The 25,648-nt window shown below is 52.3% G+C and carries 22 protein-coding genes; 13 read left to right on the top strand and 9 right to left on the bottom strand.

The window, feature by feature from the left end; genetic code table 11:
• Positions 1–63: 63 nt before the first annotated feature.
• From PHACT_RS04540 to PHACT_RS04515, 6 genes are all read left to right on the top strand, one after another.
• A complete protein-coding gene (locus PHACT_RS04540; RefSeq protein ID WP_139141439.1) occupies positions 64–420 on the top strand; it encodes a hypothetical protein in 357 nt (118 codons plus the stop codon).
• Positions 421–491: 71 nt separating this feature from the next.
• Positions 492–1,808, top strand: a complete 1,317-nt coding sequence (locus tag PHACT_RS04535; protein WP_070116106.1) for a TolC family protein — start codon at positions 492–494, stop codon at positions 1,806–1,808.
• Between the two features lie 12 nt (positions 1,809–1,820).
• On the top strand, positions 1,821–2,756 hold the full coding sequence (locus tag PHACT_RS04530; RefSeq protein ID WP_070116105.1) for an efflux RND transporter periplasmic adaptor subunit: 936 nt from the start codon (positions 1,821–1,823) through the stop codon (positions 2,754–2,756).
• Positions 2,757–2,769: 13 nt separating this feature from the next.
• Complete coding sequence (locus PHACT_RS04525) at positions 2,770–5,892, top strand: efflux RND transporter permease subunit (protein WP_070116104.1); 3,123 nt, start codon at positions 2,770–2,772, stop codon at positions 5,890–5,892.
• A gap of 765 nt (positions 5,893–6,657) precedes the next feature.
• Positions 6,658–6,885, top strand: coding sequence for a hypothetical protein (locus PHACT_RS16655; RefSeq protein ID WP_317622245.1), 228 nt, complete (start codon positions 6,658–6,660; stop codon positions 6,883–6,885).
• Positions 6,886–6,897: 12 nt separating this feature from the next.
• Positions 6,898–7,764 carry a cytochrome P450 gene (locus PHACT_RS04515; RefSeq protein WP_317622244.1) on the top strand — a complete coding sequence of 289 codons (867 nt, stop codon included), beginning with the start codon at positions 6,898–6,900 and terminating at the stop codon, positions 7,762–7,764.
• 133 nt (positions 7,765–7,897) lie between these two features.
• Here PHACT_RS04515 and PHACT_RS16465 read toward each other — a convergent pair whose 3' ends face one another.
• From PHACT_RS16465 to PHACT_RS04500, 4 genes are all read right to left on the bottom strand, one after another.
• Positions 7,898–8,017: a hypothetical protein gene (locus PHACT_RS16465; protein ID WP_245730763.1), complete on the bottom strand. Its 120-nt coding sequence runs from the start codon at positions 8,015–8,017 to the stop codon at positions 7,898–7,900.
• Positions 8,018–8,983: 966 nt separating this feature from the next.
• A complete protein-coding gene (locus PHACT_RS04510; protein ID WP_070116102.1) occupies positions 8,984–9,997 on the bottom strand; it encodes a sodium:calcium antiporter in 1,014 nt (337 codons plus the stop codon).
• Positions 9,998–10,175: 178 nt separating this feature from the next.
• Entirely contained in the window at positions 10,176–11,579 is a 1,404-nt protein-coding gene (locus PHACT_RS04505; protein WP_083264342.1) for a heavy metal sensor histidine kinase, read from the bottom strand.
• Positions 11,566–12,258, bottom strand: a complete 693-nt coding sequence (locus PHACT_RS04500; protein ID WP_068812461.1) for a heavy metal response regulator transcription factor — start codon at positions 12,256–12,258, stop codon at positions 11,566–11,568. Before PHACT_RS04500 ends, PHACT_RS04505 begins: the two co-directional genes overlap by 14 nt.
• Positions 12,259–12,457: 199 nt before the next feature.
• Between PHACT_RS04500 and PHACT_RS04495 the strand changes: the two genes are divergently transcribed.
• The 7 genes from PHACT_RS04495 (at position 12,458) to PHACT_RS04465 (ending at position 18,811) form a co-directional block, all read left to right on the top strand.
• Positions 12,458–14,248 (top strand): copper resistance system multicopper oxidase, encoded by a 1,791-nt coding sequence (locus PHACT_RS04495; protein WP_070116101.1) that lies wholly within the window; start codon positions 12,458–12,460, stop codon positions 14,246–14,248.
• A complete protein-coding gene (locus tag PHACT_RS04490; protein ID WP_139141543.1) occupies positions 14,248–15,213 on the top strand; it encodes a copper resistance protein B in 966 nt (321 codons plus the stop codon). The genes PHACT_RS04495 and PHACT_RS04490 overlap by 1 nt, the downstream gene beginning before the upstream one ends.
• A gap of 27 nt (positions 15,214–15,240) precedes the next feature.
• Positions 15,241–15,690, top strand: a complete 450-nt coding sequence (locus PHACT_RS04485; protein ID WP_070116100.1) for a copper resistance CopC family protein — start codon at positions 15,241–15,243, stop codon at positions 15,688–15,690.
• 25 nt (positions 15,691–15,715) lie between these two features.
• Positions 15,716–16,570 (top strand): copper resistance D family protein, encoded by an 855-nt coding sequence (locus PHACT_RS04480; protein WP_211284381.1) that lies wholly within the window; start codon positions 15,716–15,718, stop codon positions 16,568–16,570.
• Positions 16,571–16,733: 163 nt separating this feature from the next.
• Positions 16,734–18,020, top strand: a complete 1,287-nt coding sequence (locus PHACT_RS04475) for an APC family permease (RefSeq protein ID WP_070118151.1) — start codon at positions 16,734–16,736, stop codon at positions 18,018–18,020.
• A gap of 29 nt (positions 18,021–18,049) precedes the next feature.
• Positions 18,050–18,277: a hypothetical protein gene (locus PHACT_RS16460; protein ID WP_070118150.1), complete on the top strand. Its 228-nt coding sequence runs from the start codon at positions 18,050–18,052 to the stop codon at positions 18,275–18,277.
• Positions 18,278–18,352: 75 nt separating this feature from the next.
• Complete coding sequence (locus tag PHACT_RS04465; protein ID WP_068812731.1) at positions 18,353–18,811, top strand: ATPase; 459 nt, start codon at positions 18,353–18,355, stop codon at positions 18,809–18,811.
• A 70-nt stretch (positions 18,812–18,881) separates the two neighbouring features.
• Here PHACT_RS04465 and PHACT_RS04460 read toward each other — a convergent pair whose 3' ends face one another.
• The 5 genes from PHACT_RS04460 to PHACT_RS04435 all read right to left on the bottom strand — a co-directional run bounded on the left by PHACT_RS04460 (position 18,882) and on the right by PHACT_RS04435 (position 24,605).
• Positions 18,882–20,120 carry an ATP-grasp domain-containing protein gene (locus PHACT_RS04460; protein ID WP_245730580.1) on the bottom strand — a complete coding sequence of 413 codons (1,239 nt, stop codon included), beginning with the start codon at positions 20,118–20,120 and terminating at the stop codon, positions 18,882–18,884.
• Positions 20,121–21,431: 1,311 nt separating this feature from the next.
• Positions 21,432–21,713, bottom strand: coding sequence for a DUF5676 family membrane protein (locus PHACT_RS04450; RefSeq protein ID WP_068812467.1), 282 nt, complete (start codon positions 21,711–21,713; stop codon positions 21,432–21,434).
• Between the two features lie 87 nt (positions 21,714–21,800).
• Positions 21,801–22,742: a DMT family transporter gene (locus PHACT_RS04445; protein ID WP_068812481.1), complete on the bottom strand. Its 942-nt coding sequence runs from the start codon at positions 22,740–22,742 to the stop codon at positions 21,801–21,803.
• A 110-nt stretch (positions 22,743–22,852) separates the two neighbouring features.
• A complete protein-coding gene (locus PHACT_RS04440; RefSeq protein WP_070116098.1) occupies positions 22,853–23,065 on the bottom strand; it encodes a hypothetical protein in 213 nt (70 codons plus the stop codon).
• Between the two features lie 787 nt (positions 23,066–23,852).
• Positions 23,853–24,605: a MauE/DoxX family redox-associated membrane protein gene (locus PHACT_RS04435; protein WP_070116097.1), complete on the bottom strand. Its 753-nt coding sequence runs from the start codon at positions 24,603–24,605 to the stop codon at positions 23,853–23,855.
• Positions 24,606–25,648: the final 1,043 nt, after the last annotated feature.

Below are 25,648 nucleotides of genomic sequence, written 5' to 3'. Positions count from 1 at the left end.
ATCAGGTAACATAGATGATTATCGACAGACCCTAGCTCTTAATGGGGTGAAAAACGGGCGTTAATGTTGAAATATTGGTTGTCAATCTCTTTAATAGCACTGATTACCCTGCAGTCAGTTATTGCTATGGCGGATGGTCATCAGGTTCATCAGTCGGGCGCGTCGCGCTTTGACGTTAGCCTTGATCAGCAAGATGATTCTGACTATGAGAACTCCGGTTTAGAAAAGTTTGATCGATTATCCCCTTCAGATCCGCATGATTGTGACCATTACTGTCACTGCCATGGTGTTGCCTGCGCTGCAGTGGTCAGCAGTTATGAACACAATGTTCTGGCCGCGCCGATGGTGGCCGTGGTTGGTTACGAAATGTTCTTCCCTTCAGATTCCCCTTTCTCTCCTTTTCGACCTCCCATAGCCTGATCCTGCTGCCTTCAATGGCGAGCTGAGTGCGCTCGGCTCGTGTTGCATAAATCTTTACGCAGGATTTTACAATGAATTTCTTTTATAAGGCGTCGGCTATCGAGTTGGCGACATGGCTCGCTATCCGGTCGCGGCCACTCCTCATTAGCATTGCTTTAATATTTAGCCACGGAGCGCTTACCGCCACGACTGATGGCACACTCACTCTTGAATCAGCCGTAAAGCGTACTCTAGCCCAGAATCCTCAGTTGCAGGCCTTCGACTTCCGCGATGAGGCGCTTCAGGGACAGCTTGAAACCGCATCTCTCAACCCGCCGCTCGAAGTTGGTGCCGATATCGAGAACATCGGTGGCACTGGCGATTTCAGAGGCATTGATGGTGCCGAGCTGACGGTTTCTCTTTCCTCCGTGCTTGAGCTTGGCGATAAGCGTGTAGCGAGAGTTGCCTCCATCGGCGCCAGACGGGGCCAGTTGGACGCAGAACGTCAGGTTGAGGCGCTGGATCTGTTGGGCGAGGTTACACGTCGATACATCGACACGCTGGCGGCACAGGAACGACTTGCATTGGCGCTGGATGCAGAAAGCCTCGCTCGCCAAACACTGCAGATTGTGCAGGATCGCGCAGCGGTCGGAGCCACGCCCGATGCGGAGGTTCTACGGGCTCGAGCCGCGCTGTCACAGGCCGAACTCCTTGTGTCTGCCGAGCAGAATCAGCTTCTCTATGCTCAGGTTGCTTTGGCAGCCATGTGGGGTGAAACAAATCCCAACTTTGCGTCCGTGACCGGAGATCTTTATCAGATCGAGCAAACGGTGGGCTTTGAGGACCTCTTTGCGCGAGTCCAGCAGAACCCGTTCATTCAGGTATTTGCCAGTGAAAAGCGCCTGCGCGAGGCGGAGCTACGTCTCGCCAGCACGCAGTCAGCGGCTGATCTGCGTTGGTCTGTGGGTGCCAGACGGCTTCAGGAGACTGGCGACGTCGGCCTGGTTGCAGGCTTCAGCATTCCGCTGTTTAGTGCAGAGCGCAATCAGGGTGCCATACGTTCGGCGATGGCAGCGCGCGATGAGGTAGAGATACGACGCGAAGCTGTATTGGTCAGGATGCATACTCAGCTCTTCAATGCCTTCCAGAACCGGCAGCAGGCACTCACCACCATTGATACACTACAAAGCCGCACGATTCCCTTGCTGACAGAGGCGCTGTCTGGGATACGAGCCGCCTATGAGAGCGGGCGATATAGCTACCTGGAGTGGATGACTGCCAGCCAGGAACTCATTGGCGCGCGCGAGACCCTTATCGATGCAGCGGCCGCCGCTTTGCGCTATGGCGCGGACGTCGAGCAATTAACGGCTGAGCCTTTACTTTCTCCTCTTGCTGAGCATACCAACTAACAGGATTAAATTATGAAACTGCATTGCCGATGGAAGCAGCTACTCGCTGCGCTTTTAATGTTTATGTCACTCTCTTTACACTCATCTGAATTGCTGGCTGCTGAAGCAGAAGAGGAGCATGAAGAAGAGGAGCAAGGGCATGCCGAGAGCGTGATTATTGATTCCGCCATGGCACAACAGGCTGGCATTACGACGGCAGCCGCCGGTGCAGGGGTCATACGGAACGCCATCACAGTGTATGGAAGGACTGTCGTCGACCCTCGGGGTATCAGTCACATCCGCGCCCGCTTTCCTGGCCTAGTCGTCAGTATTGAGCCCGGCATCGGTGACTTGGTCGCGGCTGGCGATGCCATCGCGGGAATCGAGTCCAGTGAGAGTCTGAATGATTACGTTATACGGGCGCCGATAGATGGAATCGTGATTTCCCGCAACGCGAATCCGGGGGAGACAACGGGCGACGAACCGCTGCTGACCCTCGCTAATTATGATCACCTATGGGCAGAACTGGCAGTCTTTCCGCTCGATGCGGCACGTATCAACGTGGGACAGGAAGTCATTCTGCGAACGACCGCGCAAGCGTTTCGCAGCAGCATAGCTCACATTTTACCGGGCACCAGCGAATCGCCGGCGGTCGTCGCCCGGGTGCCGTTGGATAACCGTGACGGGCTATGGAGTCCAGGCCTGCTCGTGCAGGCGGACGTAGTTATCGGTCAAGCAGACGTCGCGCTTGCCGTCGACAATCGCGCCATTCAGACGTTCGAAAATGCCCTGGTGGTCTTCGTTCAGGAGGGTGATATTTATGAACCCCGACCGGTGCAAATAGGGCGCCAGGACGATGCGCTCACGGAAATTCTAAGCGGCCTCGAGCCCGGCGATCAATATGTTGTAGAGAACAGCTATCTCATCAAAGCCGACCTGGAAAAATCCAGCGTCGAAGACGACGACTGATCAGGAGACAAAAATGATTTCTTCAATATTACGCCTCTCAATTGAGCGGCGTTGGCTTATGTTGTCTCTTGTCCTAGTTCTGATCGGAGCGGGAATCTGGAGCTTCCAGCAACTTCCAATTGATGCCGTTCCCGACATTACAAATGTCCAGGTACAGATCAATACCAATGCTCCTGGCTACTCGCCACTGGAGTCGGAGCAACGGATCACCTATCCCGTGGAAACGGCCTTGGCGGGCTTGCCCAATCTGGAGTACACGCGCTCGATTTCGCGTTATGGCCTTTCTCAGGTTACGGCTGTCTTCGAGGAAGGCACAGACCTGTACTTCGCCCGCAATTTGGTCAATGCACGGCTGGGCACGATTAAGAGCACGCTGCCACCAGGACTTGAGCCTGAAATGGGTCCAATTGCCACGGGGCTCGGCGAAATCTTTATGTACACAATATCAGCATTGCCCGGCGCAGTTCAGGCGAATGGCGAACCCTACGACCCGACAGCACTGCGCGAAATTCAGGACTGGATCATCAAGCCCCAGTTAGCGCTCGTTAATGGGGTTACGGAGGTCAATAGCATTGGAGGCTACAACAAACAATACCACGTGACACCTTGGCCAGAAAAACTGCTGGCCTTTGATCTGGGCATGGAAGATATTGCTGCAGCGCTTCGCACGAACAATGACAATCGTGGAGCCGGATACGTCGAGCGCAATGGTCAGCAGTTGCTGATTCGTTCGCCAGGGCAGTTGAAAACAATTGCGGATATCGAGCAGGTGGTCATTGCTAACCGCGCCGGAGCGCCGGTTCAGATCCGTGACATTGCCGAAGTTGCAATTGGCCGCCAGCTACGCACGGGAGCAGCAACCCTGAATGGTCAGGAAACCGTGCTGGGGACGGCAATGATGCTGATGGGCGAAAACCCCCGGACTGTTGCACGCGCCGTTGCAGAACGCCTAGAAATTGTTCAGCAGTCTCTACCCGATGGAATTGTCGCCGAAGCGGTCTACAACCGGACCACCCTGGTGGACAAGGCCATTGCCACTGTTGAGAAAAATCTGCTCGAAGGTGCGCTGCTGGTTATTGTGGTGCTGTTCCTGTTGCTTGGCAATATGCGGGCCGCACTGATCACGGCGGCTGTGATACCCCTGGCCATGCTGGCCACACTGACCGGGATGGTGCGCACCGGCGTTTCCGCCAATCTCATGAGCCTTGGCGCACTGGACTTTGGGCTGATTGTGGATGGTGCCGTGATTATTGTAGAGAATTGCATCAGGCGCCTTTCATTGGCTCAGCCAGCCTCAGGAGCAAGGTTGCCGTTGCGCGAACGACTGGACATCGTTTTTTCAGCCACGAACGAAGTCATCCGCCCCAGCCTGTTTGGTGTATTCATTATTACCATCGTATACATTCCGTTGTTCACGCTGACAGGAGTGGAGGGAAAGATGTTCCAACCGATGGCAGCGACGGTCGTGATGGCATTGCTGTCCGCGCTGGTTCTGTCTGTCACGGTCGTGCCTGCTGCGATCGCGGTCTTCATGGGAGGCAGAATTCGCGAGAAGGAGAGCCCGGTTGTCACGGGAGCAAAGGTACTCTACAAGCCCCTGCTCGTCGGAGCCTTGAAATTGCGTTGGCTGGTTGTCGTCTGTGCAACGATTCTGGTTGCCGTGTCAGCGTGGCTTGCCACGACGCTCGGTTCAGAGTTCGTTCCTCAGCTGAACGAGGGGGATTTCGCCGTGCAGGCATTGCGCACAACCGGCACCGGACTCGATCAATCCGTTGCCATGCAGGAAATGCTTGAGACCCGTATAGCAGAATTTCCTCAGGTTGATAGAGTTTTCGCGCGAATCGGCACCCCGGAAGTCGCGACCGACCCAATGCCGCCCAGCATCGCAGACACCTTCGTGATTCTCAAGCCCACGGAGGAATGGCCTGATCCGGATCAAACCAAAGAAGAGTTGCTTGTCGAAATCCAAGAGGCGCTAGAACAATTGCCGGGCAACAACTACGAGTTCACTCAACCCATCGAGATGCGGTTTAACGAACTGATTTCCGGCGTGCGTGCGGACCTCGCTATCAAGATCTTTGGTGACGATCTGGATCAGCTGTTGACCTCGGCCCAAAGCATCCTGGAGGTTGTCACGACAATCTCCGGCGCGGCTGATGCCCGGGTTGAGCAGGTGACCGGGTTACCCATGCTGTCGATCCACCCCAAACGCATGGCAATCGCCCGCTATGACCTGAATGTATCCGATGTGCAGGATTATGTCTCCATGGCGATGGGAGGTGAGTCGGCTGGCGTGATCTTTGAAGGGGATCGCCGGTTCGAGTTGGTAGTGCGTCTGCCCGAGGCCTTGCGCAATGACATCAACAGCATGGGCGAGCTGCCGGTGCCACTGCCAGGCGGTGGCTATGTTCCCTTGGCAGAGCTTGCCATACTGGAGATCGCACCGGCACCCAACCAGATCAGCCGCGAGAGCGGCAAGCGCAGCATCGTCGTCAGTGCGAATGTACGGGACCGCGATCTAGGCTCATTCGTGGCGGAAGTCGAACAGCAGGTACTGGAACAGGTCGACCTGCCGGCGGGATACTGGCTGGAGTATGGAGGATCCTTCGAGCAGCTGGAGTCCGCGAGCCAGAGGTTGTTAATAATCGTCCCACTGACGCTGCTCATGGTCCTGGGTCTGCTGGTGATGGCATTGGGATCTTTCAGGGATGCATTGATCATCTTCACCGGTGTTCCCCTGGCCTTGACTGGCGGTGTGCTGGCGTTGTGGCTACGGGACATGCCGCTGTCTATTTCAGCAGGGGTCGGATTCATTGCCCTGTCCGGCGTCGCGGTGCTTAACGGTCTGGTGATGCTGACGTTCATCCGTGATCTGGTTGAGGAAAAGGGCGACCTGATCGCATCCATCATCGAAGGAGCGTTGATACGGCTGCGCCCGGTACTGATGACGGCACTCGTTGCCAGCCTCGGCTTTGTGCCGATGGCACTGAACACTGGCATCGGCGCTGAAGTACAGCGGCCATTGGCAACGGTTGTCATTGGAGGGATAATTTCCTCGACACTATTGACCTTGCTGGTGTTGCCGGCGTTATATCGGATTGTTCATGGACGTAAAAACGCATTAGCCGCTAACTGAACTTTCACGTGAGTCAAATGGACCAGATCTGGACAGTCAGTCATAATACTGGCGCTGTTACCCGCGTTAAGCAATTTCAGCGGAGGATTAGCGGGGCGGATTTTCCGCCCCATCGAAAGCCGTGCGTAACAGAATGCTACAGGTCGTTGGTGTTGGGAAAAGCGCTTCCTGACTTCCCGGAGGACTGTTCCATCGTCGCCAACATGAAAGACAAACGCCTGACTAGGTCTAGGAGGTTGCTGTTATCCGCTGCTTTTGGGGGCCGGCCGTTGGGGCGACGCTGATTCCGTACTATCTGATCAGGAGTCAGAGTAGCCTTCTCCAATTGGCCACTTTGTCCTTTACTGCCGGGCTGCTGACCGCCGCCGCGGTATATGATACGATCACTGAGGTGCACGGGAGTGACGACTCGCACTGTTCCGTTCTGAGTTTCACGGACGGGTTTGTAGTGTTAGTATTCGTATCAGCGGGGCTCGGCCAGACGATCGCCCTCACTGAAGTAGCGCGCCCACTTGTCCGCTTTCGGATTGGCACAATGTTTTCAGAAAAGCGGTCGCGGCTAACCGGAGCAAACTACGGGAAGTCGGTTGATTAATGCTCCTTATCTGTCGAGGAATAGAGCATATGTCAAAAATTCCGCGGGGTCCGAGATTCGACAGCACGTTGGCGTTGGTCAGGGACCCATACAGATTTATCTCCAAGCAATGCAGGTACCTTGAGGCCGATTTATTTGAAACGCGACTTGGGCTTCGTCAGGTGATCTGTATGACAGGCCCAGAGGCAGCAAGACTGTTCTACGATTCGAGCCGCTTCGTGCGCCACGGTGCGATGCCTAAGGCGATTCAAAAGACACTGCTCGGACAAGGTGGTGTGCAGGGCCTCGATGACGACGCGCACCGGCACCGCAAACAGCTATTCATGACGCTGATGACACATGAACGCATCGAGCATCTGCTGCAGACCAGCGCCGGGGAATGGCGACTTGGTACCTAGAGATGGGCATCAATGCAGAAGATCGTGCTCTATTCCGAACTTCACGAGATTTTGATGCGTGCCGGGTGCGCCTGGGCAGGACTTCCGCTGGCCGAGTTGAAGATCGATGCTCGAACCAGAGATACTGCCGCATTGTTTGACCGTGCGGGAACCGTGGGCTTCAGGCATTTACGGTCCCGGTGGGCGCGAAAGCGGGTCAATCACTGGATGGAAGATGTCATCGAGCAGATCTGGGGTGGCTGTATTCAGCCACCAGAACGATCCGCTGCCCACTCGGTTGCGTGGCATCGGGACCTGGACGGCAAACTCCTGCCCCCGCACATTGCCGCTGTCGAGTTGATCAACGTGATCAGACCAACGGTCGCGGTCTCCGTCTATATCGTCTTTGTCGCTCACGTTCTGCACACACGGCCCGATTTACGGGAGAGACTTTCTGCAGGGGGTGACGGCTACCGAGACCGCTTCGTCCAGGAGGTGCGCAGGTACTACCCCTTCTTCCCAGCCGTGGCGGCGAGGACGCGGAAAGCGTTCAAGTGGAATGGCTATCGATTTCCGGAAGGTCAACGAGTGTTCCTTGACCTCTACGGGACCAACCACGACCCTCGAACCTGGGAGAGGCCAGAGCAGTTCGAGCCCGAACGATTCCGGCAATGGGCTGGGAGTTCTTTCAATTTCCTGCCGCAAGGCGGCGGGGATCACCACTCCGACCATCGCTGCCCAGGGGAATGGTTTACTGTCGCGCTCATGAAACAGGCGGTGGATATTCTCACACGCCGTATTCGCTATCACGTGCCTGAACAGGATTTGCGTATCGACTGGTCGCGGTTACCTGCGCTGCCTCGACGCGGCTTCGTAATAACCGATGTCCGGGAGAATTGAAGCGTGATCAGTGTAGGAAAAAGAGACCGGTCATTCTTTGAGCATCAGAATGTACCGAGCGCCGCACGACCTCTACCAACACGCCAACAGCCAGTAGCAGCTGGAGCAAACCCGCGAGATGCGCAGCGCGCAACTATAGGCGCAGGCTGCGACGGACAGCATAGAGAGCAAGACCGTATACAGCTGCATCGGCAAACGTATCCAGAGAATCAGCTATTAGGCCGTTGGACTGAGCCACCAGACCCGCGGTCATCTCGAATAGAAACATGAAGCCATTTACTGCGAGCAACAAATATAGACTCTTGGCCGCTTGAGCATCAGAGTCTGAAGAATCTTCCGTTGTGTCGAGATCTTCTGGGTCAGCAACACTTGTTTCGATAAGCTATGGACCCATTTCAAGGGCCTCCAGTTTGGCGTATATGGGCCCCACCTCCCCATCGTGGATGATTTTCAAGCTCCGTGCTAGCTAAACCGGCAAGTGAAAGGCGGATAATTCGTTCTTCAGACGGACAGTTCATCTTCGCGACTGTGAAGACACTGAGCGATGCGCTTGTCATATCTCCGCCCAGTTTTCGGTCCAGAAGTGAACGAGCTACCACGTTCTTTTTGCACTATGAATCTCCAGCCAAATAGAGTGGATCGAAACAATCTAACATATTGGCTTAGAATTCCCCCCACTTTTAGGACACTTTGAAGCCTCACGAAGAGGTTGCCTAGAAGGCCTCCGGGAATAAACCGTCCAGGTGACTATGGCGCTAGATTCGATTATAAAACACTTCAATGTAATCGAGGACTTCTGCTCGTGCTAAATTACACGCTTTGGTATACTAAATTTCAATATTTTGCTCGGCTTGGAGTTTAGCTCACCCGCCACCACATTGGTTGCCTTGGTCTGTCGGATTCGGTACGTACCGACGCAGGATCTAGAGACCGACACATCGAATCTCCGGCCTTGCCTGTAAGCCGATTTGTCATTAGAAATGTCCAAGCAAACTGAAGGATAAACTCCTCGGACCTGCCATGGCCGTATCCTCTACATGTGGCGCGATCATGTGCTGTCGGCGGCGGTCCCCAAGGGCGTGACTTCTGCACATTCGGTCTCCAAGTCACGGCAACGACCAGCCTGCCGATTGGGATGCCGCTGGCAGGCTGGCGGCACCGGGGCGAGAGGGCGCGCCACCAATCCTTACTGCTGCGCTCTCTAGATCCCCACGGAGCCTTATTGTGCCCACGCGATGGCTGCGGCGACGTAACAAAGACCCAAACCGAGAAGCGTCAGCACCTGCCAGCGCAGAAATCCGTGCGTTGACGCGCCGAAGTGGATGAATCCCCCGTAGGATGCGCCCATCGCAAACATGAAGACGAGGCTCGTAACAAAGAGTCCCATGTCCTCGATGGGCAGCGAGACCAATGCTAATGGCACTAGCCCCAGCGTCAACACTACCGCGTGATCGCCTACCACGCTAGTGACGCCGGATGTGGTCTGGCCGCTACGCACCAGCGCCCAGGTCGCCACCATCTCCGGCATCATCGCCACCGGCGAGGTAATGAACAGACCGCCAATGATCCTTGAAATACCTAAAGTCTCGACGATGCGCTCGGTCGCCATGACGGCAAAGTAGGTGCCGCCCGCCACTGCCGCCACACCACCGATGGCGAAGGCAATCTCCTTGCCTTGCCATTCCACGCGCTCGCCGCGCACTTTTTTCCGAAACAGCGCCTGAGCCAGATAGACGGCGTAGGCACCGAGAAGAATTAGCGCATCGAGCGGCTGCAGCCCTCGCCAGGGCGCGGGCACGGTTAGTAGGGCGAAGAGCCCGATAATGGCAAGGTAGGGCAATGCCTGCACCGTCACGGCGCTACGCTCGACTCTGAGCAGCCGCTGCTGTAAATGCTCGCGGTGCTCGCTATCGCCGGGTAGTCTCTTGGTGCGCGAGGCCAAATAGGCCGTCGCTACCATCAGCGGAATGGCGAGGATGTTGCTGCCGAGTGTAACGCCAAACCCGACATCGGCAGAGCCTCGCCACGCACTGCTAGCGTTGATGCCGATCTCAGGGCTTGCGGCAGCAAGTCCAACCAGAGCCCCACCAGCGGCGACGGAGATACCCCACTGCCGGCGCAGCTTCCTGAGCGGGCGCGCAAACTGCTCCGCGCCCCAGTGAGCCGTCCAGAGCGAAGCCAACAAAACCGCCGCCCACGGCAGAAGATTCCACCAACTGCTGTCAGAACTCATCCTTGCCTCCGCTCCATCTGCAGCTGCGGTTTACCGCGGTCGGCGCATAAGAGTGTTGTTCGATCTCATCCAGTATCAACTCCTATTCGAACTTGAATCCTAGCAAGAAAGTAGACTGGACGATAGCGGCCCAGATAGGAGGCGATTAATTCGAATCAACCTAGCGGCAGGAACAATTTTAGGATTTTACCGGTAAAAAGAATGTGAAAGACGTCTTATCCCGGACAGAAGTAGCCTCCACATGCCCACCATGTGCTTCAACGATGGATCTGACAATAGCCAGCCCCAGACCTGCGCCTTCACCCTGTCTTACACGAGAGGGTTCAACTCGATAAAAGCGGTCAAACAAATGGGACAAGTATTCGGCGGGAATCATGGGGCCAGGATTCTGTACACTAAGCGACACTTCGTGGTGAGAAGCGTTGTCGAGCAAAACTTTCACCTCTTTCCCCGGTGGAGTGTACCGGATGGCATTGGACAACAAGTTGGAAATAGCTCGTCTCAGCATGGCGCGGTCTCCCATGGTCATAGGTGCGCGGCCCTCCAAGGTCAGGCGGATATTTCTCTCTTCTGCCAGTGCTTCGAAAAAATCAAAAAGTTCATTAACTTCGTTGGTCAGGTTGAGGGGTACTTGCTCGGGTTTGAGCAGGCCATGATCACTTTTCGCAAGCCAAAGCATATCATTGACCATTTTGGCTAGCCGTTCCTGCTCTTCAAGATTGGAGTATAATAGTTCGCGATAATTCTCGAGTGTTCTGGCCTTGCCTAGTCCAACCTGGGTCTGAGTAATAAGATTGGTAAGGGGGGTTCTTAGCTCGTGAGCAATGTCAGCGGAAAAATGCGATAGGCGAGTAAAACTGTCCTCCAAACGACCGATCATATGGTTAAAAGATGTCACCAGATCTTTCAGCTCCGACGGTATTGCGGATGGATCGAGTCGCACGTGTAGTTTGTCTGCTTGAATGTCGCCCATTTTTGCAGACAGACCACGTAGTGGGGCATGGGCCTGATGTACACCATAACCTGCGGCCAATAAAGTTATAACGCCAGCCAGACTCATGATAATCAATAAGCTTTGCCGAAAGTCTTGCAGAAACTGTAGGTGAAAGCTCATGTCAATAGCGCTAATGATGGTGTAGTTCTGTCCAGAGACTTCTAGCTGGCTGAGCACCCCTCTGTACGTCTTGGTGCCATCGCGCCAGGTTTGTAAATTGCCAGGTTGTATCACATCGGTTGGTGTCAGGATACTTCCCGCTTGCGCCAAACCCGACTCTGCTCCGACAGTTTGGTACAGGATCTCTTCGTTGTTATTTCTTACTTGAAAATACACACCATGATGACCGGAGATGGCATTGGATAGGGCCGCGCGCAGGCGATCGGGCTGATTTCCTGCATTTTCCAGTGCATTCGTCACGGCGCTGGACATTACTACAAGTTCACTAGCATCTTGCTCGGAGAAATGATGCTCCACAGCATTCAGCACCAGAGTGCCAATCAGCATAAAACTCAGACCAATGGTCAGGCCAACGAACAGCATGACTCGCGCAGCAAGGGGGAGTGGGTATCGACTAATGGGTTTCATCGTTGGATTCCAGGTCCATTTTGTATCCCATCCCACGAACGGTATGAATCAATTTAGGCTGAAAATTGTCGTCGATCTTGGCGCGCAGGCGGCGAATCGCTACATCGATAACGTTAGTGTCTGAATCAAAGTTCATGTCCCACACTTGGGAGGCTATGAGTGAGCGCGGTAGCACTTCACCTGGGCGACGCGCCAGGAGTTCCAATAGCGAAAATTCCTTCTGGGTCAGGAGTATTCTCTTGCCTGCGCGTGATACACGATGTTTGAGCAGATCAAGTGTCAGGTCCGCCACCTGAATCTGCTCTGCTGGTGAAGCCATGGATCGTCGGCGGAGTAAAGTTCGTATCCTGGCCAGTAACTCGGCAAATGCAAAGGGTTTGACAAGGTAGTCGTCGGCGCCCAATTCCAGGCCTTTGACGCGATCATCGACAGAGTCCCGAGCAGTAAGGAACAACACAGGGGTCTGATGCCCAGCATCTCGGTAAGATTGCATGATGCGCCACCCGTCTACATCCGGGAGCATTACATCGAGGATAATCAGGTCAAAAGACTCTGTCATGGCCAAGTGGTATCCGTCCAGGCCGTTGCGAACTAGCTCAACGACAAAGCCAGCCTCAGATAGGCCCTGGCGAATGTAGTTGCCAGTCTTTGTTTCGTCTTCCACTACGAGCAATCGCATAGCGTGCCTCTCCTGATTAGTGCCTTGCCACTATAGATTACTGCATCCGACAGTCAGATTACACGACGATTACAACAATGTAATGTAGACGTCATCCTCTGGACAGGTCGATTTCGCTACCCTTGTCAACTCTCAACTGGATTGTATCGGCACTATAAACGTATTGACGATAAAGGCATCGGCGAAAGGAGCTGCTCCTATGAAAAAGTCTGAACAACCATTGCCATTCCCAATCAATGTAAACCGGCGAAGGTTCGTACAGGGCTTGGCTGCTGGTGGCGTGCTGGCGGCCTTTCCCGCAGTGTTGCAGGCTGCCAGCCGGGCAGGCGCGACGTTGACTCACACGGGTACGGCGCCCGTGCTCAGCGGCAATCAAATTGAGCTTGTGATAGCTGAGTCGCCGGTGAACTTTACCGGTGAAGTCCGTATGGCAACGACTATCAACGGCTCTATACCGGCGCCGACATTGCGTCTGCGCGAAGGTGAGGAAGTCACCATTCGTGTGACCAATCACCTTGCAGTAGCGACTTCCATTCATTGGCACGGCATCATCTTACCCTACCAGATGGATGGAGTGCCGGGCATAAGTTTTGACGGCATAGCGCCTGGAGAAACCTTTGAGTACCGGTTCACGCTTCAGCAAAGCGGAACATATTGGTATCACTCTCATAGCGGTTTTCAGGAAATTACGGGAATGTACGGTGCTTTGATTGTAGAGCCTCGTGACGGCGAAACTATACGAGCAGACCGAGACTATGTGGTGCAGTTGTCCGATTGGACTGACGAAGACCCAATGCGGGTGTTTAGCAAACTGAAAGTCCAAAGCGATGTCTACAACTTCAATCAGCCTACTGTGCCTGGTTTTATGCGCGACGTATCGACGCTAGGCTTGGCGGGTGCTCTCAACAAGCGTCGCATGTGGAATCAGATGCGCATGAATCCTACTGATCTGGGCGATCTATCTGCCTCAACCTTAACCTACCTGATGAATGGTCAAACACCAGCAGGCAACTGGACGGGCCTGTTCTCACCCGGCGAACGAGTTCGATTGCGATTTATCAATGCTGCTGGCAATAGCTTTTATGATATTCGAATTCCTGGCTTGAAAATGACCGTAGTCCAGGCCGACGGTCAAAATGTCGAACCAGTTTCTGTTGATGAGTTTCGGTTTGGGCCCGGGGAAACCTATGATGTGGTGGTAGAGCCCGAAAATGACGCCTATACGATCTTTTCGCAAAGCATGGAGCGTACCGGCTACGCCAGAGGCACACTCGCAGTTCGGCATGGACTTACGGCACCGACACCGGCGCTTGATGCCGTAGAATGGCTGGCAATGCGCGATATGATGGGTTCGATGGATCACGCCGGCATGAATCACAATGACATGGGTATGGACATGGACCACGGTGAAATGTCGATGGACCACAGTCAGCATGTCATGCATTCCAATCCTTTAGCCATACCCTCGTCCAGCGTCAACCACGCGCGTTCCGAATACGGGCCATCTGTAGATATGCTTGTCCATACGCCCCGTACCAATTTAGACGACCCGGGCGTTGGTCTTCGACAAAATGGTCGACGTGTGTTAACCCTTGCCGATTTGAAGACTATCGGCGGACCAGTTGATCAGAGACTGCCGACTCGGGAGATCGAGTTGCATTTGACGGGCAACATGGAACGGTATAGTTGGTCTTTTGATGGACTAGAGTTCGGCCAGAGTACCCCGATATCAATGAAACATGGAGAGAGGATTCGGGTGATTCTGCAAAACGACACCATGATGACCCATCCCATGCACCTGCATGGGATGTGGAGCGACCTGGAGAACGACCAGGGTGACTTCCTTGTGCGGCGTCATACGATTCCGGTGCAGCCGGCACAACGAATAAGCTTTCTCACCACCCCTCATGACCTTGGGCGTTGGGCCTGGCACTGCCATTTATTGTTTCACATGGACGCAGGCATGTTCCGGGAGGTGGTTGTATCGTGATGTATAAAATTAACATTTGCAGCTCTAGTAGAGTCTTGATGGTTTTTGGTTCGTTGATCATGCCAGTTGCGCTTTGGGCGCAGCCGAATGACCCACATGCCGGGCATAACCTGAACCCGATGGTAGACGCCCATGCAGGGCATGCGGACTCAGAGGTGGCAACGGCTTCTTCGGAAAGTCCTGCGACTAATAATGGCGTTATGAACCACGGTCAGATGCAGATGCAAGGAGCGGAAGCACCTGCGGACGCGCGAGACCCCCATGCGTACTCCGATGGTTATTCGCTAACTGAGGGGCCCTACGCCCGACCAGGTCCACGGCAACTGAAACTGGCCGATGAGCATCAGTTCTGGTCAGTGTTGGGCGACCGGTTGGAATATGATCCAGACAACAAGACCGCTGTGTTTGATCTTCAAGGCTGGTATGGGTCCACCTACAACAAAGCTGTTGTCAAACTAGAAGGCGAAGTCGAGGAGGGCACATTAAAGGAAAGTGAGACAGACCTGCTTTGGGCGCGTGCCCTGAATGCCTATTTCGACACACAACTGGGTGTGCGTTTCGATAACAATGATGAGGGTGAGGATCGCCAATGGCTGGCATTTGGTATCCAAGGACTCGCACCATACTGGTTCGAACTTGATGCAACGGCATATATTGCGGAAGGTGGGCGCTCAGCGCTGACCTTCGAGGCTGAATACGAACTATTGTTTACGCAGCGGTTAATTTTGCAGTCACGAGCCGAATTGACGTTTTATGGTAACGACGATTTATCGAATGGGGTGGGAAGCGGTCTTTCAACTTCTGCTTTAGGAATGCGGCTACGTTATGAGTTTTCACGTCAATTCGCGCCCTATTTCGGATTCGAGTGGACAGGGAGTTATGGTAAAACTGCTGACTACCAAAGAGCAGAGGGGGCGCCGGTGCGTGACACTCGCCTGGTGGCGGGTGTTCGGTTCTGGTTTTAACAATCAATACATTATCGGGAAATGAATATGAGAAAAGTAAACCGGTTGACAATTTTACTGTCGAGCTTGATTTTGTTGCAAACGGGTGCGTTGCGGGCCCATACAGAGCTCTCCGAAATCGTTCCAGCGGAGGGTGCCGTGATCAATATGCCGCTATCTGCATTGGAACTAAACTTTAATGCAGATGTTCGACTTTTGCGTCTGGCCCTTTTGCATGCAGGACAACACTCAATAGATATTGGATTTAATCCCACCGCCGACACGAAGCGTCAATTTGTTGTGCCACTGACAAACCTTCAACAAGGACAATACGAGGTGGAATGGACAATTATGGGGGCTGACGGCCACACGATGGACGGCAGCTCTGATTTCACCCTGACGTCGGACGCGATGTCTGCGCACGGCAATCATATGCAAAATATGCAGAGCGAGGACACATCCGATATGGGGCACTCCGAACACGGGCACGCTCACTGATATGAGCCCCTGGGATATCTGGTCCTTGGTCAGTAAATTGCTTGTCCTGGTTGGCGCAAGCACTGTTTCTGGTGGTACATTCAGTCTTTATCTGAGCCGGGATTTCGGAGACGACATCAGCGGGCGAATGCGTCGCTATATCATCCTTGGGGCAATGCTTGGAGCTGTGGCGACAATGGTGACATTTCTAACGCAGCTCGGCGCAATCAATCAAAACGGGTTGCGTGGCATGTTTGATCCTCAAATGGCTGTGATCATCGGTCAGTCACCACTCGGCTATGCCACAGGGACAAGGTTCGCCGGTTTTACGATCGCGATTGCCGCGATGCTAATGTGGCAATATCGTGAACGATCTCGGCTCTACTACCTGTACGTTGTGTTTGGCCTTAGCGCTCTGGCATCACTGTTTTTTTCGTTTACTATGATGGGGCATATCGCCGAACTTGGCATTCTTCCCCGTCTGAGCATTGTGATTCATGTTGCAGCCGCTCTTCTGTGGATAGGGTCTTTGTATCCCTTGTGGCTTTTGTGCAACGCAGATGTTTCGAGTGCAAAGTTAAAGACTGTCATGGAAAAATTTGGTCGGGTTGCCATCTATTTAGTGGCTTTGTTGCTCACTGCGGGCGTGTATTTGCTGACTCAGCTACTGTCCTCAATCGACCAATTGTTCAGTACCCCGTATGGTCAAGCCATGCTTATTAAACTACTTGCTGTGGTTGCTCTGTTGACGCTGGGCGCTTTAAATAAATTTTTTCTTGTCTCTCGTCTGTACGTAGACACTGGCAGACAAAGTCTGGCTCGCTCTATTGGGTTGGAAATGGTAATGGCGCTGGGGATACTGGCCATGACGGTCCATTTGACTACGAATGTTGGACCTTAATGCCGTCCACCGTGCGCAAGGGGAGGAGGCATAAATTAAATCTCGAATCCGGCCCGACAGGCTAATCCGCTAATACAGGAGAGCGTTGACCATGGTATCCGACGACAAAAATGAACGCAAATCAAGCTACGCCAAAGACAGTTTAACGTTGGGCGGCATCGTGATGCTGGGCACTGGTGTCATGATAGGTGCAGGTATCTTCGCGTTGACAGGGCAGATGGCACAAATGACGGGCGTATTGTTTCCGTTGGCATTTCTGGCTGCCGCGGTAATCGTGAGCTTCAGTTCGTATTCTTACATCAAGATATCCAATGCCTATCCGTCTGCCGGTGGCATTGGTATGTACCTGCACAAGGCATACGGGAACCGACTACCTACCGCGTTCAATGCTTTGTTAATGTACTTTTCAATGGTGATTGCGCAAAGTTTTCTGGCACGCACATTCGGCGCTTATACCATGCAACTCTTTGGTGGTGACGACACTGGCATGATGGTTCCCGTGTTAGGCGTGTCTCTCATAGTTGCAGCATTTTTGGTCAATTTGTCCGGGAATCGGTGGATTCAGGGTGTCGCCTCTTTTATTGGCATCCTGAAGATCGGCGGTATACTGATTTTTGGGCTAGTGGGGGTATGGATAGCAGACAGCCTCGCTGTTGATTTCTCGAGCTCAAGAGAGGCAGGCGCTGTTGGCAACTTTCTGGGCGCTACCGCTCTGGGTATTTTGGCTTTCAAAGGCTTCACCACGATTACCAATAGTGGCTCGGAAGTTAAGGACCCAACACGGAACGTCGGACGTGCCATAGTGATTTCCATCGCAGCCTGTGTAGTGATCTATACCTTGGTTGGGTTCGCCGTTGCCAGCAACCTCTCGCTTGCCGAGATCATTGAGACACGAGACTATTCGCTTGCCGCCGCCGCGCGGCCAGCGCTGGGTGATTATGGCGTATGGTTCACGGTAGCCATCGCTATGATGGCCACTGCCGGGGGAATTCTGGCCAGTATATTCGCGGTGTCGCGCATGTTAGCGATGTTGACAGAAATGAAGCTTGTTCCGCATCGCCACTTTGGTATGCCCGGCAGTATACAGAAACACACACTGGTCTACACCGTAGTTTTGGGGCTGGTTTTAACTGCATTTTTCGATCTGTCCCGAATAGCTGCGCTGGGTATTGTGTTTTACCTGATCATGGACATTGCCATCCATTGGGGAGTGCTGCGTTATTTACGCGAGGATATAAATGCCAATGCTTGGGTGCCTGTTGTGGCGATTCTGCTTGATTTGCTCGCGCTTGGTGGTTTCGTCTGGGTTAAGCTGAACACGGACCCCTTCGTAATCGGGGTTGCAGTTGTTGCAATGATCGTGATTGCAGTTGCCGAGCAAATCTTTCTCAAGAGAACTTCGGAGGCACGAGATGCCGGGGGTGACGAATCTCATGAAGGTCATCACTAAAAACGAAAAATGAAATGGAGGATAGCACCATGATGGGGAATGAAATGGCGGGAAATACAATGTGGGCAGGGCACTGGCTGTGGATGCTGGTAATCGCAATTGTGGCTGTGATCCCGGCGTGGCGTATATGTCAACGTACAGGGTATCCAGGTTTTTTAGGATTTTTGATACTGATACCCTTGGTGAATCTGGTTCTGTTGTACTTTCTTGCTTTTGCTCAATGGCCGGCGGAGAAAGCCCGGCGACATGATGAGTGAATAACCTGGTATCTAATCGCTGAATTAATAATGATCAGCGAACGTAACGTAATATTTATCAAGGAAACATCTGGCATGGAAATCAAAACGTTTTTCGATCTGATCGAATGGTCCCGCTCATTGCATGCGCAACTGGCGCAATGCCTGTCACACTGTGCGAAATTGCACCATGAAGAGCGCACGGCCATGCTGCTGGAGTATCTTGCGTCCTGTGAAACTGCCATGGAAAAAATGGTGGCTGGCTTTGAACATCAGGCTGATCCCAAGGCGGCAAAGACGTATGTCTACGATTACATTCCTCATAATCCGATTAAGACACATCTCGATTGTGATGATCACTACGCGAAAATGGATGCTGATGCGATCAGCGCTGAAGTCATCGATTTTCATGAGCAAGTCATTGAGTTGTACCGCACTCTGCTGCGCAAGGCAGAGATCCCAGAAGCTGCAGAGCTGATGCAACTGCTGCTCGACATGGAGGAGAATGAAACAAAGCTGCTGGTTCGGCAACTCGGACGGATGGATGATTTGTAAGCGTGATTACTGATTCTGGCAACACGACTCCCAATTAATCACGGTTTTCGGAACTTAGCAGAGCCAAGGCCTATTCAGCTGAATTTAACAGCAGCAGCGGGGCGAAACCACCCCCCGGTGTGCGGAAATTGGTTGTTTGCCCCTGATAGAGCCGCGCTGCAGCCAATAGAACGGCGCCCTTGTAGGTGTAAAGACGCACATCAACCTTGAGCATCTGCTGTTCTCCATCAACCAAAACCACTCGTTCCGAAGGAGGTACATAAGCCTGAGCGATATAATCGCTGTCAAGAATACGGGCAAATGTACCTTTGGTCAGCTTGCTGCCGCGGTAGACACCTTTGCTGCCATGACCTGCCACCGGTTTAAAAAACAATTGCTTTCGCTGCTGCCAAAGCTCATCGGCGTTGGTTGCATTCACTTGCACGGTGCGCGGTACGCCATGCTGTAGGAATTCAGAATGTTCGCGGCTTAGCCCCCAGTCGAGCAAGGTATCACGATCAGATAACAGTGCCAGGTTACGCTTGTCTGCGCGAAGCGCATGAACAAAAGGATTGGGCGTGATGACAGCGCTGCCGTCCAGCCATGCCGAGCGCAGGGCCGCCTGCTCAGGAGCTTGCAGTCCGAAATCCACCAGGCGGTTATATACCATATCGATCTGTTTGTCGCCGCTATACAGTGCGCCATCCTTATACCGGAGATCTGAGGGAGACAGTATTAATGCATCGAACCCATTGTTCCGCAACAACTGTTGTGCCAGTCTGAATTCGGGATACAGGTACTGTTCGGCTGGTTGCTCGTCCACTATGGCTATTGTTTTGGGTCGGCCGCTGCCGCGCTGTGCGCGCCATTCACTGTCGAATTGCGCAACCACGGCAGAGTCAAAGCTCTCCGCGCCTGATATGCGTGTTGATGCACCACAACATTGAATCTGGGCATGTCCCATTACGGCGTTGAGGAATGCGCCACCGGCATTGGTATTTACTTCAATAAGGCGAGGACCATCCGCTCCCAAGTGGAAATCGTAGCCCATAAATGCGCCTGATGGTCCCGAGTCGACCTGCGCGCTCTGTGGTGCCCACGATAATACACGACGACGATAGTCGGGGAGTGTGGCCACAGCTTCCAGAGCATGGACAATGCCTTTCATTTGTTCCAGTATCTGCTCACGGATAAACACTGCGGTGCTCGAGAAAAATTGCTGCCAAGCAGCGCTGGAGAGGATTTCGTCGGCGTTGTCACCCAGTTGATCGGCAATATTGTGAACGATTGCTGACTGGTCAAGTGTGACGCAAATGCAGTGCTGGTTCAACCTTTCCGCTTCTGCTCGGTCTGAAGAATTATCGATAGAGTACAAAGCCTGCTTCTCCTGGAAACTGATGCAGAGAGGTATTGTACAGCTTTTGTCGTAATCACCCCATTGTTGCGCACAAAAGTCGGTGGCTCAACTCCCTCAGCATTCAGAGTTTCAGTTTATTGCATAGTCACAATTCCAGCGGTATGCACGAGAGTGAGTTCAGTAACACTTACTTATATGGAGACCGCAAAATAGAAATTTTACTGCAAGCACTGTTGGCTAATTCAATAATGCCCCTGACGCCGATGCTGGCCGAGACCTTGCCAGGCGGACAGCGGCAAACGGGGGAATCAGGGGCAAAGCCAAGACCATCGCATGCATGATGACAGCGTAAAGGCGAGCGCATAGGTATGGAGAATGAGGAAAGACGGGATCATATTGAGTTAATGCAGGGCATGACGGAGCAGAAGATGGAAAACGCAGAGCAGGAGAGCTGCGAACACTGATCACCGCCTCTATCAGACCATGAAAGGAGCGCTAAAAAGACGAACTCGGTCATCTCATATCATAGCTGCGTTCGTTCTCCCCCTGTCTTGCGGTCAATAATCCCGCGCGATTAGCTTGGTTTGCACGGTAAGAGGGCGGTGTAACCAAGCATGTGTCGGCGCGCCAGCCACATTATCACCGGTGACAACAACAGCCACTGAAACACAGGGGTCAAACCCACGTCAAGCATCGGGATAATTGGCATAGAGTCGGCATACGTCCATCGTTCCAGTGGACCAATCGCTAGCCATTCTAGGACGACAGTGACGACGAGAGCCGTGATAATCAGGACGACCGCAGGTTTTCGATCGCCTCTGAGCAGCCATTGTCGGTTACTGCAGGTTACCGATGCCAGCCAGAAGCTGATTAAAAGAATCACGACATCACCGCCTGTGGCGCGTGTACATAACCAAACCACCGAAGCGTGGGATGCCTCTGCCATTCCGCTATACCAAGGCACCTGAAGCATTTCCCATAAGAAATGCGTCAGAAACCCGAACCCCGCTAGAGGAAGCTCTGGAAAACGGGGGATGTATCTGTGTTCCGGACCGTCGATTGCGTCCCCGAATACTCTTTTGATCATACCTTTCTCTGTTTGGTGATTCCCTTCCGGTTTACTCATTGAAGGCTTTTTTCGAAATGATCAAGTAGCTACACTTTTAACAGCAATGCGCCCGGTCTTGAAGCTCACGTGTTGCTGCCACGCGCCAGATTTAGTTGGCCAGAACAAATGCCGTTGGAACCACGACAAGGAAAAAGCATTATGGGCGTCAAAAAATTTCAATGTCTGTCTTTTGAGGACCAGAGGTACAAAGGGACAAACAAGACGGCAATATACCAACCGTACAGATAGACTTCTATCAATCCAATTAAAAATCCCGTCCACGTAAGCCATTCAAAACCAGGTAGCAACGGTGCCCACGCCTCATACATGCGCATCTGTCCCGGGGCGACTAGGCCAAAGCCAACGCACAGCAGGTAGCTGATTACCAGCAGAAGTGACAGGGTGTTGCCTAACGGGATGATACGCAAATGGATCCCAGGTGCGTTCGAACTGTTCATAGCTAGTTTCCTCTTTTCATTGTGGTGAAAAAGTGTACTCATTATTGGGTAAATGTTGTTTCAGTCATTGTTTCTTTGTCGATTCATTCACGAGCCTAGTGGTTTAATTGGCGAAGAAAGCCCTGCTTTATGGGTAGGATCTAGGACAGCGTCGCTAGTGTGCATTAAGGCAATACCAAAAATGATCACAATGATTCCCAAGATCTGGACGAGTTGCAGCCGTTCATCAAAGAACAAATAGCCAATAAGCAGGCCAAGCGCCGGGGTCAGGAAGCTGAAAACGTTCAGTTGATTCAAAGGCGCACGAGCCAGTAGCCCGAACCACAAGAATACCATGGCGGCTGTCGCCAAAGCAGATAGAATGAGCAAGGAACCGGTGAATCGAAATGTCCACCGAATATCCCATTGTTCACCGCTGATCGCAGATGCAAGCAAAAGTATTCCGCCGCCTATTAACAATTGGACAGCCATGGGTGCGGCAATTGATCCCCCGCCACGCTTTTTTAACAGGATGTTGCCAATGGCCACTCCAAAAGCGCCCATAAGAACCCAGATGATTCCCCACAAAAAACCGGCATTGTTATTGCCAAATCCGGACCAAGAAAGCAAGGCGACGCCCAAAAAACCGACGAACAGCCCGGCTATGCCCTTGGTCTTCAAAGTTTCCCCCAGCCAAGCGGCGGCGATTGCCGCAGCAATCAATGGCTGCGTACTTGCCAGAACAGTTGCCAGCCCTGGAGACAGATGACCGGCCCCTAAAAACATGCCGCCAAAGCCCATCGCCGTGTACGACAACCCGATGAGGCCCAACTGGCCAGTGTCCTGGAGGTTAAAAAGATATGGCTCGCGCACGCGCTTTACCATGTACACCGCAAAAAGTATTCCACTGGCCAGAAAAGCACGCAAAGCAGCAAACAGCAAGGGTGGGGCATCCGGTAGCCCGGTCACGATGAACGGAAAGCAGATGGCCCAAAGCAGAGTAACCACTAGCATCCAGGCAACATTGGTAAATTTTGGATAGGTATTCATAATGAGTCGACCGAATTTACGGATAGCCGGAAGCAGAACAAGTAATCGTCAATCTTGACTTGTGCCCACCAGACCCGCGTCAGTTGAATAACGTGATTGTCCAAACTTTCTTACACCCTTTGCACGTGCAGCTGAAATGTGTCGTATGTAGAATTAGACTTGGCATATTTTTGATCGAAATCGACCTCATCCAGACCATATAATTGGCCAGTCTCTGCAATCGCTGCGCTCAAATTTACGGCATTAGCCGGTTCAAAAAGGCCTAGGTGACTATTAATGAGTTTAACTGCCGAAACACTCAGTCGATACTCATTGTTGCTCATTGTCAGGCTCCTGGCAGCTAGCTTGATCGATATCCGGAACACAAAACGGTAACCCAGATAGGGAAGCCATGATTTTTCAGGTATCACGATCACAGTTTTAGATCCACTTGCCTGCGTTTTTCTTCCATGCGGCGGCAAGAAGCCTCTTCTTCATTTTGGTGATTATGCCCAACGTTGGCATGATCATGATCGTGCGCATCGCAGTGTGCCTTGTGCATGCAGATGTGCATCAGTGGGCAATGCGGCATAATCATCAAAGGCAGATACTGAAGGACTTGGCGCCATGTTCAGCGAAGATAAAGCATAGCACTGCACCTACGAGAATGCTCGTTGTAATGCCGTGTAGACTGTGATCATCACCCTATATTTGGTCTTTTTTTCATAGAATATTTTCTATATGGTCCATTAGACGGGGTTTTCACTTTGGTATCAAATCCGTCATATAGACTATATCCAGCCTTACCCGCTTTGGACGCAAAAATTACCGATCACCGACAGGGAGTTGGTGGTCATGGCAATCGTCCCCCCCCCGATCATGGAATGTATCAGCCCTTGGTATGTTTCATTTTGTGAACTACAAAGCTTTGTCTAAGGCGTCAGTCAAGGTCCATTAAGCCTTAACTACAATTTAGAAATCGGACGCTGTAGAAAGGTCTGCCATACCTGCCCTTCGTGTAGGCTTAGAGACTGCGATTCCCCAATGTGCCGAAGATTTTGTTGTGTGAAGGAGGAAGTCGCCAATTCGGCATCTCGAAAGCACATTACGTTGAGAACCTGTTGGTCGCTTCTATCCTAGAGTGCTATGCTTGACAAGCATCCATACCCCCATGCCGAGCATCATGAGGTTTTCCGTGAGTGATATAAAACCCAATGGCACATTGCTTTCGCCTCCGACGCAAGCACATTTGAGTTCTCGTTTCTCAATATAGACGGCTTTAAAAACCGAGATGGCACCTACTGTGCCTATGACCAAGGCGATGGGGATCGAAACAAAGTTTAGCACCCCGGCAATCATAAGCACGCCGGCAATACCCTCTCCGTAGGGGTATACGTACCCGTACGGTACCCATTTTTGGGCTAGAAGATCATAGTTAAGGAACATGGTCGAAAAACTTTCCACATCCCGAATCTTTAGATACGCAAGAGCACACATTGAAAACGCGATGAACCATTCAAAAGTGCGTAGGGACAGCCATTGTCCTTCAGCGATCGAAGCTGCTCCCAATGCCATCAGGAAAGTAGTGGTAAAAAGGCTGATAACAGGCCAATAAGTTGTTTCGTCCTCATCTGTGGGTTCTTTACCAAAATAAGTCTGTAGTTCATCATAACCACCAATCCGGGCGCCATCGATAAATGTCTGTGGGGTGGTATCTACATCGTGTTCGGCCTTGAATGCCTCGATTTCTTCCCGGTCTTTTAAGTGGTGGTCTTCCACCTGAAGTCCTTGAGTTTTCAGTAGGTGTTTCGATTTTAAGCCGTAAGGACACACATGGTCCTCCGTTACCATTCGGTACAGTTCAGCTGTCTTGGAGTCTGACATTTGTGATTCCTCCTTGTTCGACTGACTTAGCAGAATAAATAGTGTTAAGACGGCTTAAACAGCCTGATTATAACGATTTTATTCTGTCTTAAACATGATCTGGAGATTACAAAAATGTAATTTTGAGGTAATTCTTTTTTCATAAATTAATATGGTATTTGAAAGTGGACCGGCAATTGGCCAAAGTAGGAGCGCTGAGAGGATGCATAAAATGCTTCTCGAAAGGGTGAGAAGGTCCATTCACCTTCGCGCATGGGCAAACGCGCTCAATCATGGCTCGTTCGTCTCGATAGCGGATCTGGATCATACGATTCCAGTTCCTGCAGTCACTTCCCACCCTATCAACTCGAATGGCCGTGGTGATTAGGCGGCCGGACTTAGCCTCACAGTTTCGACAATGCACTGTCACCAAAATGCCGACAGTAGTGATTTACTTCAAAGCCTGTGATAAGTGCCCAACTGGTCATTGCGACTAAGGCTCTTTTTCGACAAATCACTGTGCGTCGGCCTGTTCAATCTAGGGAATAGTTGGGGCCACCAGGTCATATTATATAAATACTATGAGTCACAACGCTTGCGATATGTTCTATACCGTGCCGGGACCACTGCTAGCGCGGCTCTCATATGCATTTTTCGGCGTCCCCGAAAAGGCCTGATAAGACTGGTAATTCCGCTGGTATAGCAACCCCTATACCTGTGTCGTGAGTGGTTTCGCCTTTGTGGATTCTGGTTTTTGAACCTTTGAAATTTTTGCTGACGGTTCTGCCGCTTTGCGCTGGGAGCAACGTGCGTTCCGACGAGTCAGAAAACAGGATTACACGTTCATTACAGCAATGTAATACACGGGTCAACCTAAGGTCAGAAACTTCGTTCTACGATGACAATGTACAAGTCTAAGTGCCGCTTGGGAGTTGGGTATGGGTCGATTCAATGCGGAAGCGACGTGACAGGATATCTGGCCAATATTGACGGTTGACGGCGTAAAGGCTACAGATCGAGCGGCGTGTAGTGTTGAGTACAGAAACTTGATGCCTGTTAATGAA

The organism is Pseudohongiella acticola (genome assembly GCF_001758195.1).
GTDB lineage: Bacteria > Pseudomonadota > Gammaproteobacteria > Pseudomonadales > Pseudohongiellaceae > Pseudohongiella > Pseudohongiella acticola.
The sequence above is the reverse complement of the archived record's forward strand: the minus strand, read 5'-3'. Positions and strand labels throughout refer to the sequence as shown.

Excerpts from the sequence above, each read along its gene's own strand:
- PHACT_RS04445 (WP_068812481.1), bottom strand. The coding sequence starts at position 22,742 with ATGAATACCTATCCAAAATTTACCAATGTTGCCTGGATGCTAGTGGTT.
- PHACT_RS04530 (WP_070116105.1), top strand. The coding sequence starts at position 1,821 with ATGAAACTGCATTGCCGATGGAAGCAGCTACTCGCTGCGCTTTTAATG.
- PHACT_RS04500 (WP_068812461.1), bottom strand. The coding sequence starts at position 12,258 with ATGCGATTGCTCGTAGTGGAAGACGAAACAAAGACTGGCAACTACATT.
- PHACT_RS04475 (WP_070118151.1), top strand. The coding sequence starts at position 16,734 with ATGCTGGGCACTGGTGTCATGATAGGTGCAGGTATCTTCGCGTTGACA.
- PHACT_RS16465 (WP_245730763.1), bottom strand. The coding sequence starts at position 8,017 with ATGACCGCGGGTCTGGTGGCTCAGTCCAACGGCCTAATAGCTGATTCT.
- PHACT_RS04510 (WP_070116102.1), bottom strand. The coding sequence starts at position 9,997 with ATGAGTTCTGACAGCAGTTGGTGGAATCTTCTGCCGTGGGCGGCGGTT.
- PHACT_RS04515 (WP_317622244.1), top strand. The coding sequence starts at position 6,898 with ATGCAGAAGATCGTGCTCTATTCCGAACTTCACGAGATTTTGATGCGT.
- PHACT_RS04465 (WP_068812731.1), top strand. The coding sequence starts at position 18,353 with ATGGAAATCAAAACGTTTTTCGATCTGATCGAATGGTCCCGCTCATTG.
- PHACT_RS04535 (WP_070116106.1), top strand. The coding sequence starts at position 492 with ATGAATTTCTTTTATAAGGCGTCGGCTATCGAGTTGGCGACATGGCTC.
- PHACT_RS04525 (WP_070116104.1), top strand. The coding sequence starts at position 2,770 with ATGATTTCTTCAATATTACGCCTCTCAATTGAGCGGCGTTGGCTTATG.
- PHACT_RS04435 (WP_070116097.1), bottom strand. The coding sequence starts at position 24,605 with ATGTCAGACTCCAAGACAGCTGAACTGTACCGAATGGTAACGGAGGAC.
- PHACT_RS04505 (WP_083264342.1), bottom strand. The coding sequence starts at position 11,579 with ATGAAACCCATTAGTCGATACCCACTCCCCCTTGCTGCGCGAGTCATG.
- PHACT_RS04440 (WP_070116098.1), bottom strand. The coding sequence starts at position 23,065 with ATGAGCAACAATGAGTATCGACTGAGTGTTTCGGCAGTTAAACTCATT.
- PHACT_RS04490 (WP_139141543.1), top strand. The coding sequence starts at position 14,248 with ATGTATAAAATTAACATTTGCAGCTCTAGTAGAGTCTTGATGGTTTTT.
- PHACT_RS16655 (WP_317622245.1), top strand. The coding sequence starts at position 6,658 with ATGACAGGCCCAGAGGCAGCAAGACTGTTCTACGATTCGAGCCGCTTC.
- PHACT_RS04540 (WP_139141439.1), top strand. The coding sequence starts at position 64 with ATGTTGAAATATTGGTTGTCAATCTCTTTAATAGCACTGATTACCCTG.
- PHACT_RS04450 (WP_068812467.1), bottom strand. The coding sequence starts at position 21,713 with ATGAACAGTTCGAACGCACCTGGGATCCATTTGCGTATCATCCCGTTA.
- PHACT_RS04495 (WP_070116101.1), top strand. The coding sequence starts at position 12,458 with ATGAAAAAGTCTGAACAACCATTGCCATTCCCAATCAATGTAAACCGG.
- PHACT_RS16460 (WP_070118150.1), top strand. The coding sequence starts at position 18,050 with ATGATGGGGAATGAAATGGCGGGAAATACAATGTGGGCAGGGCACTGG.
- PHACT_RS04485 (WP_070116100.1), top strand. The coding sequence starts at position 15,241 with ATGAGAAAAGTAAACCGGTTGACAATTTTACTGTCGAGCTTGATTTTG.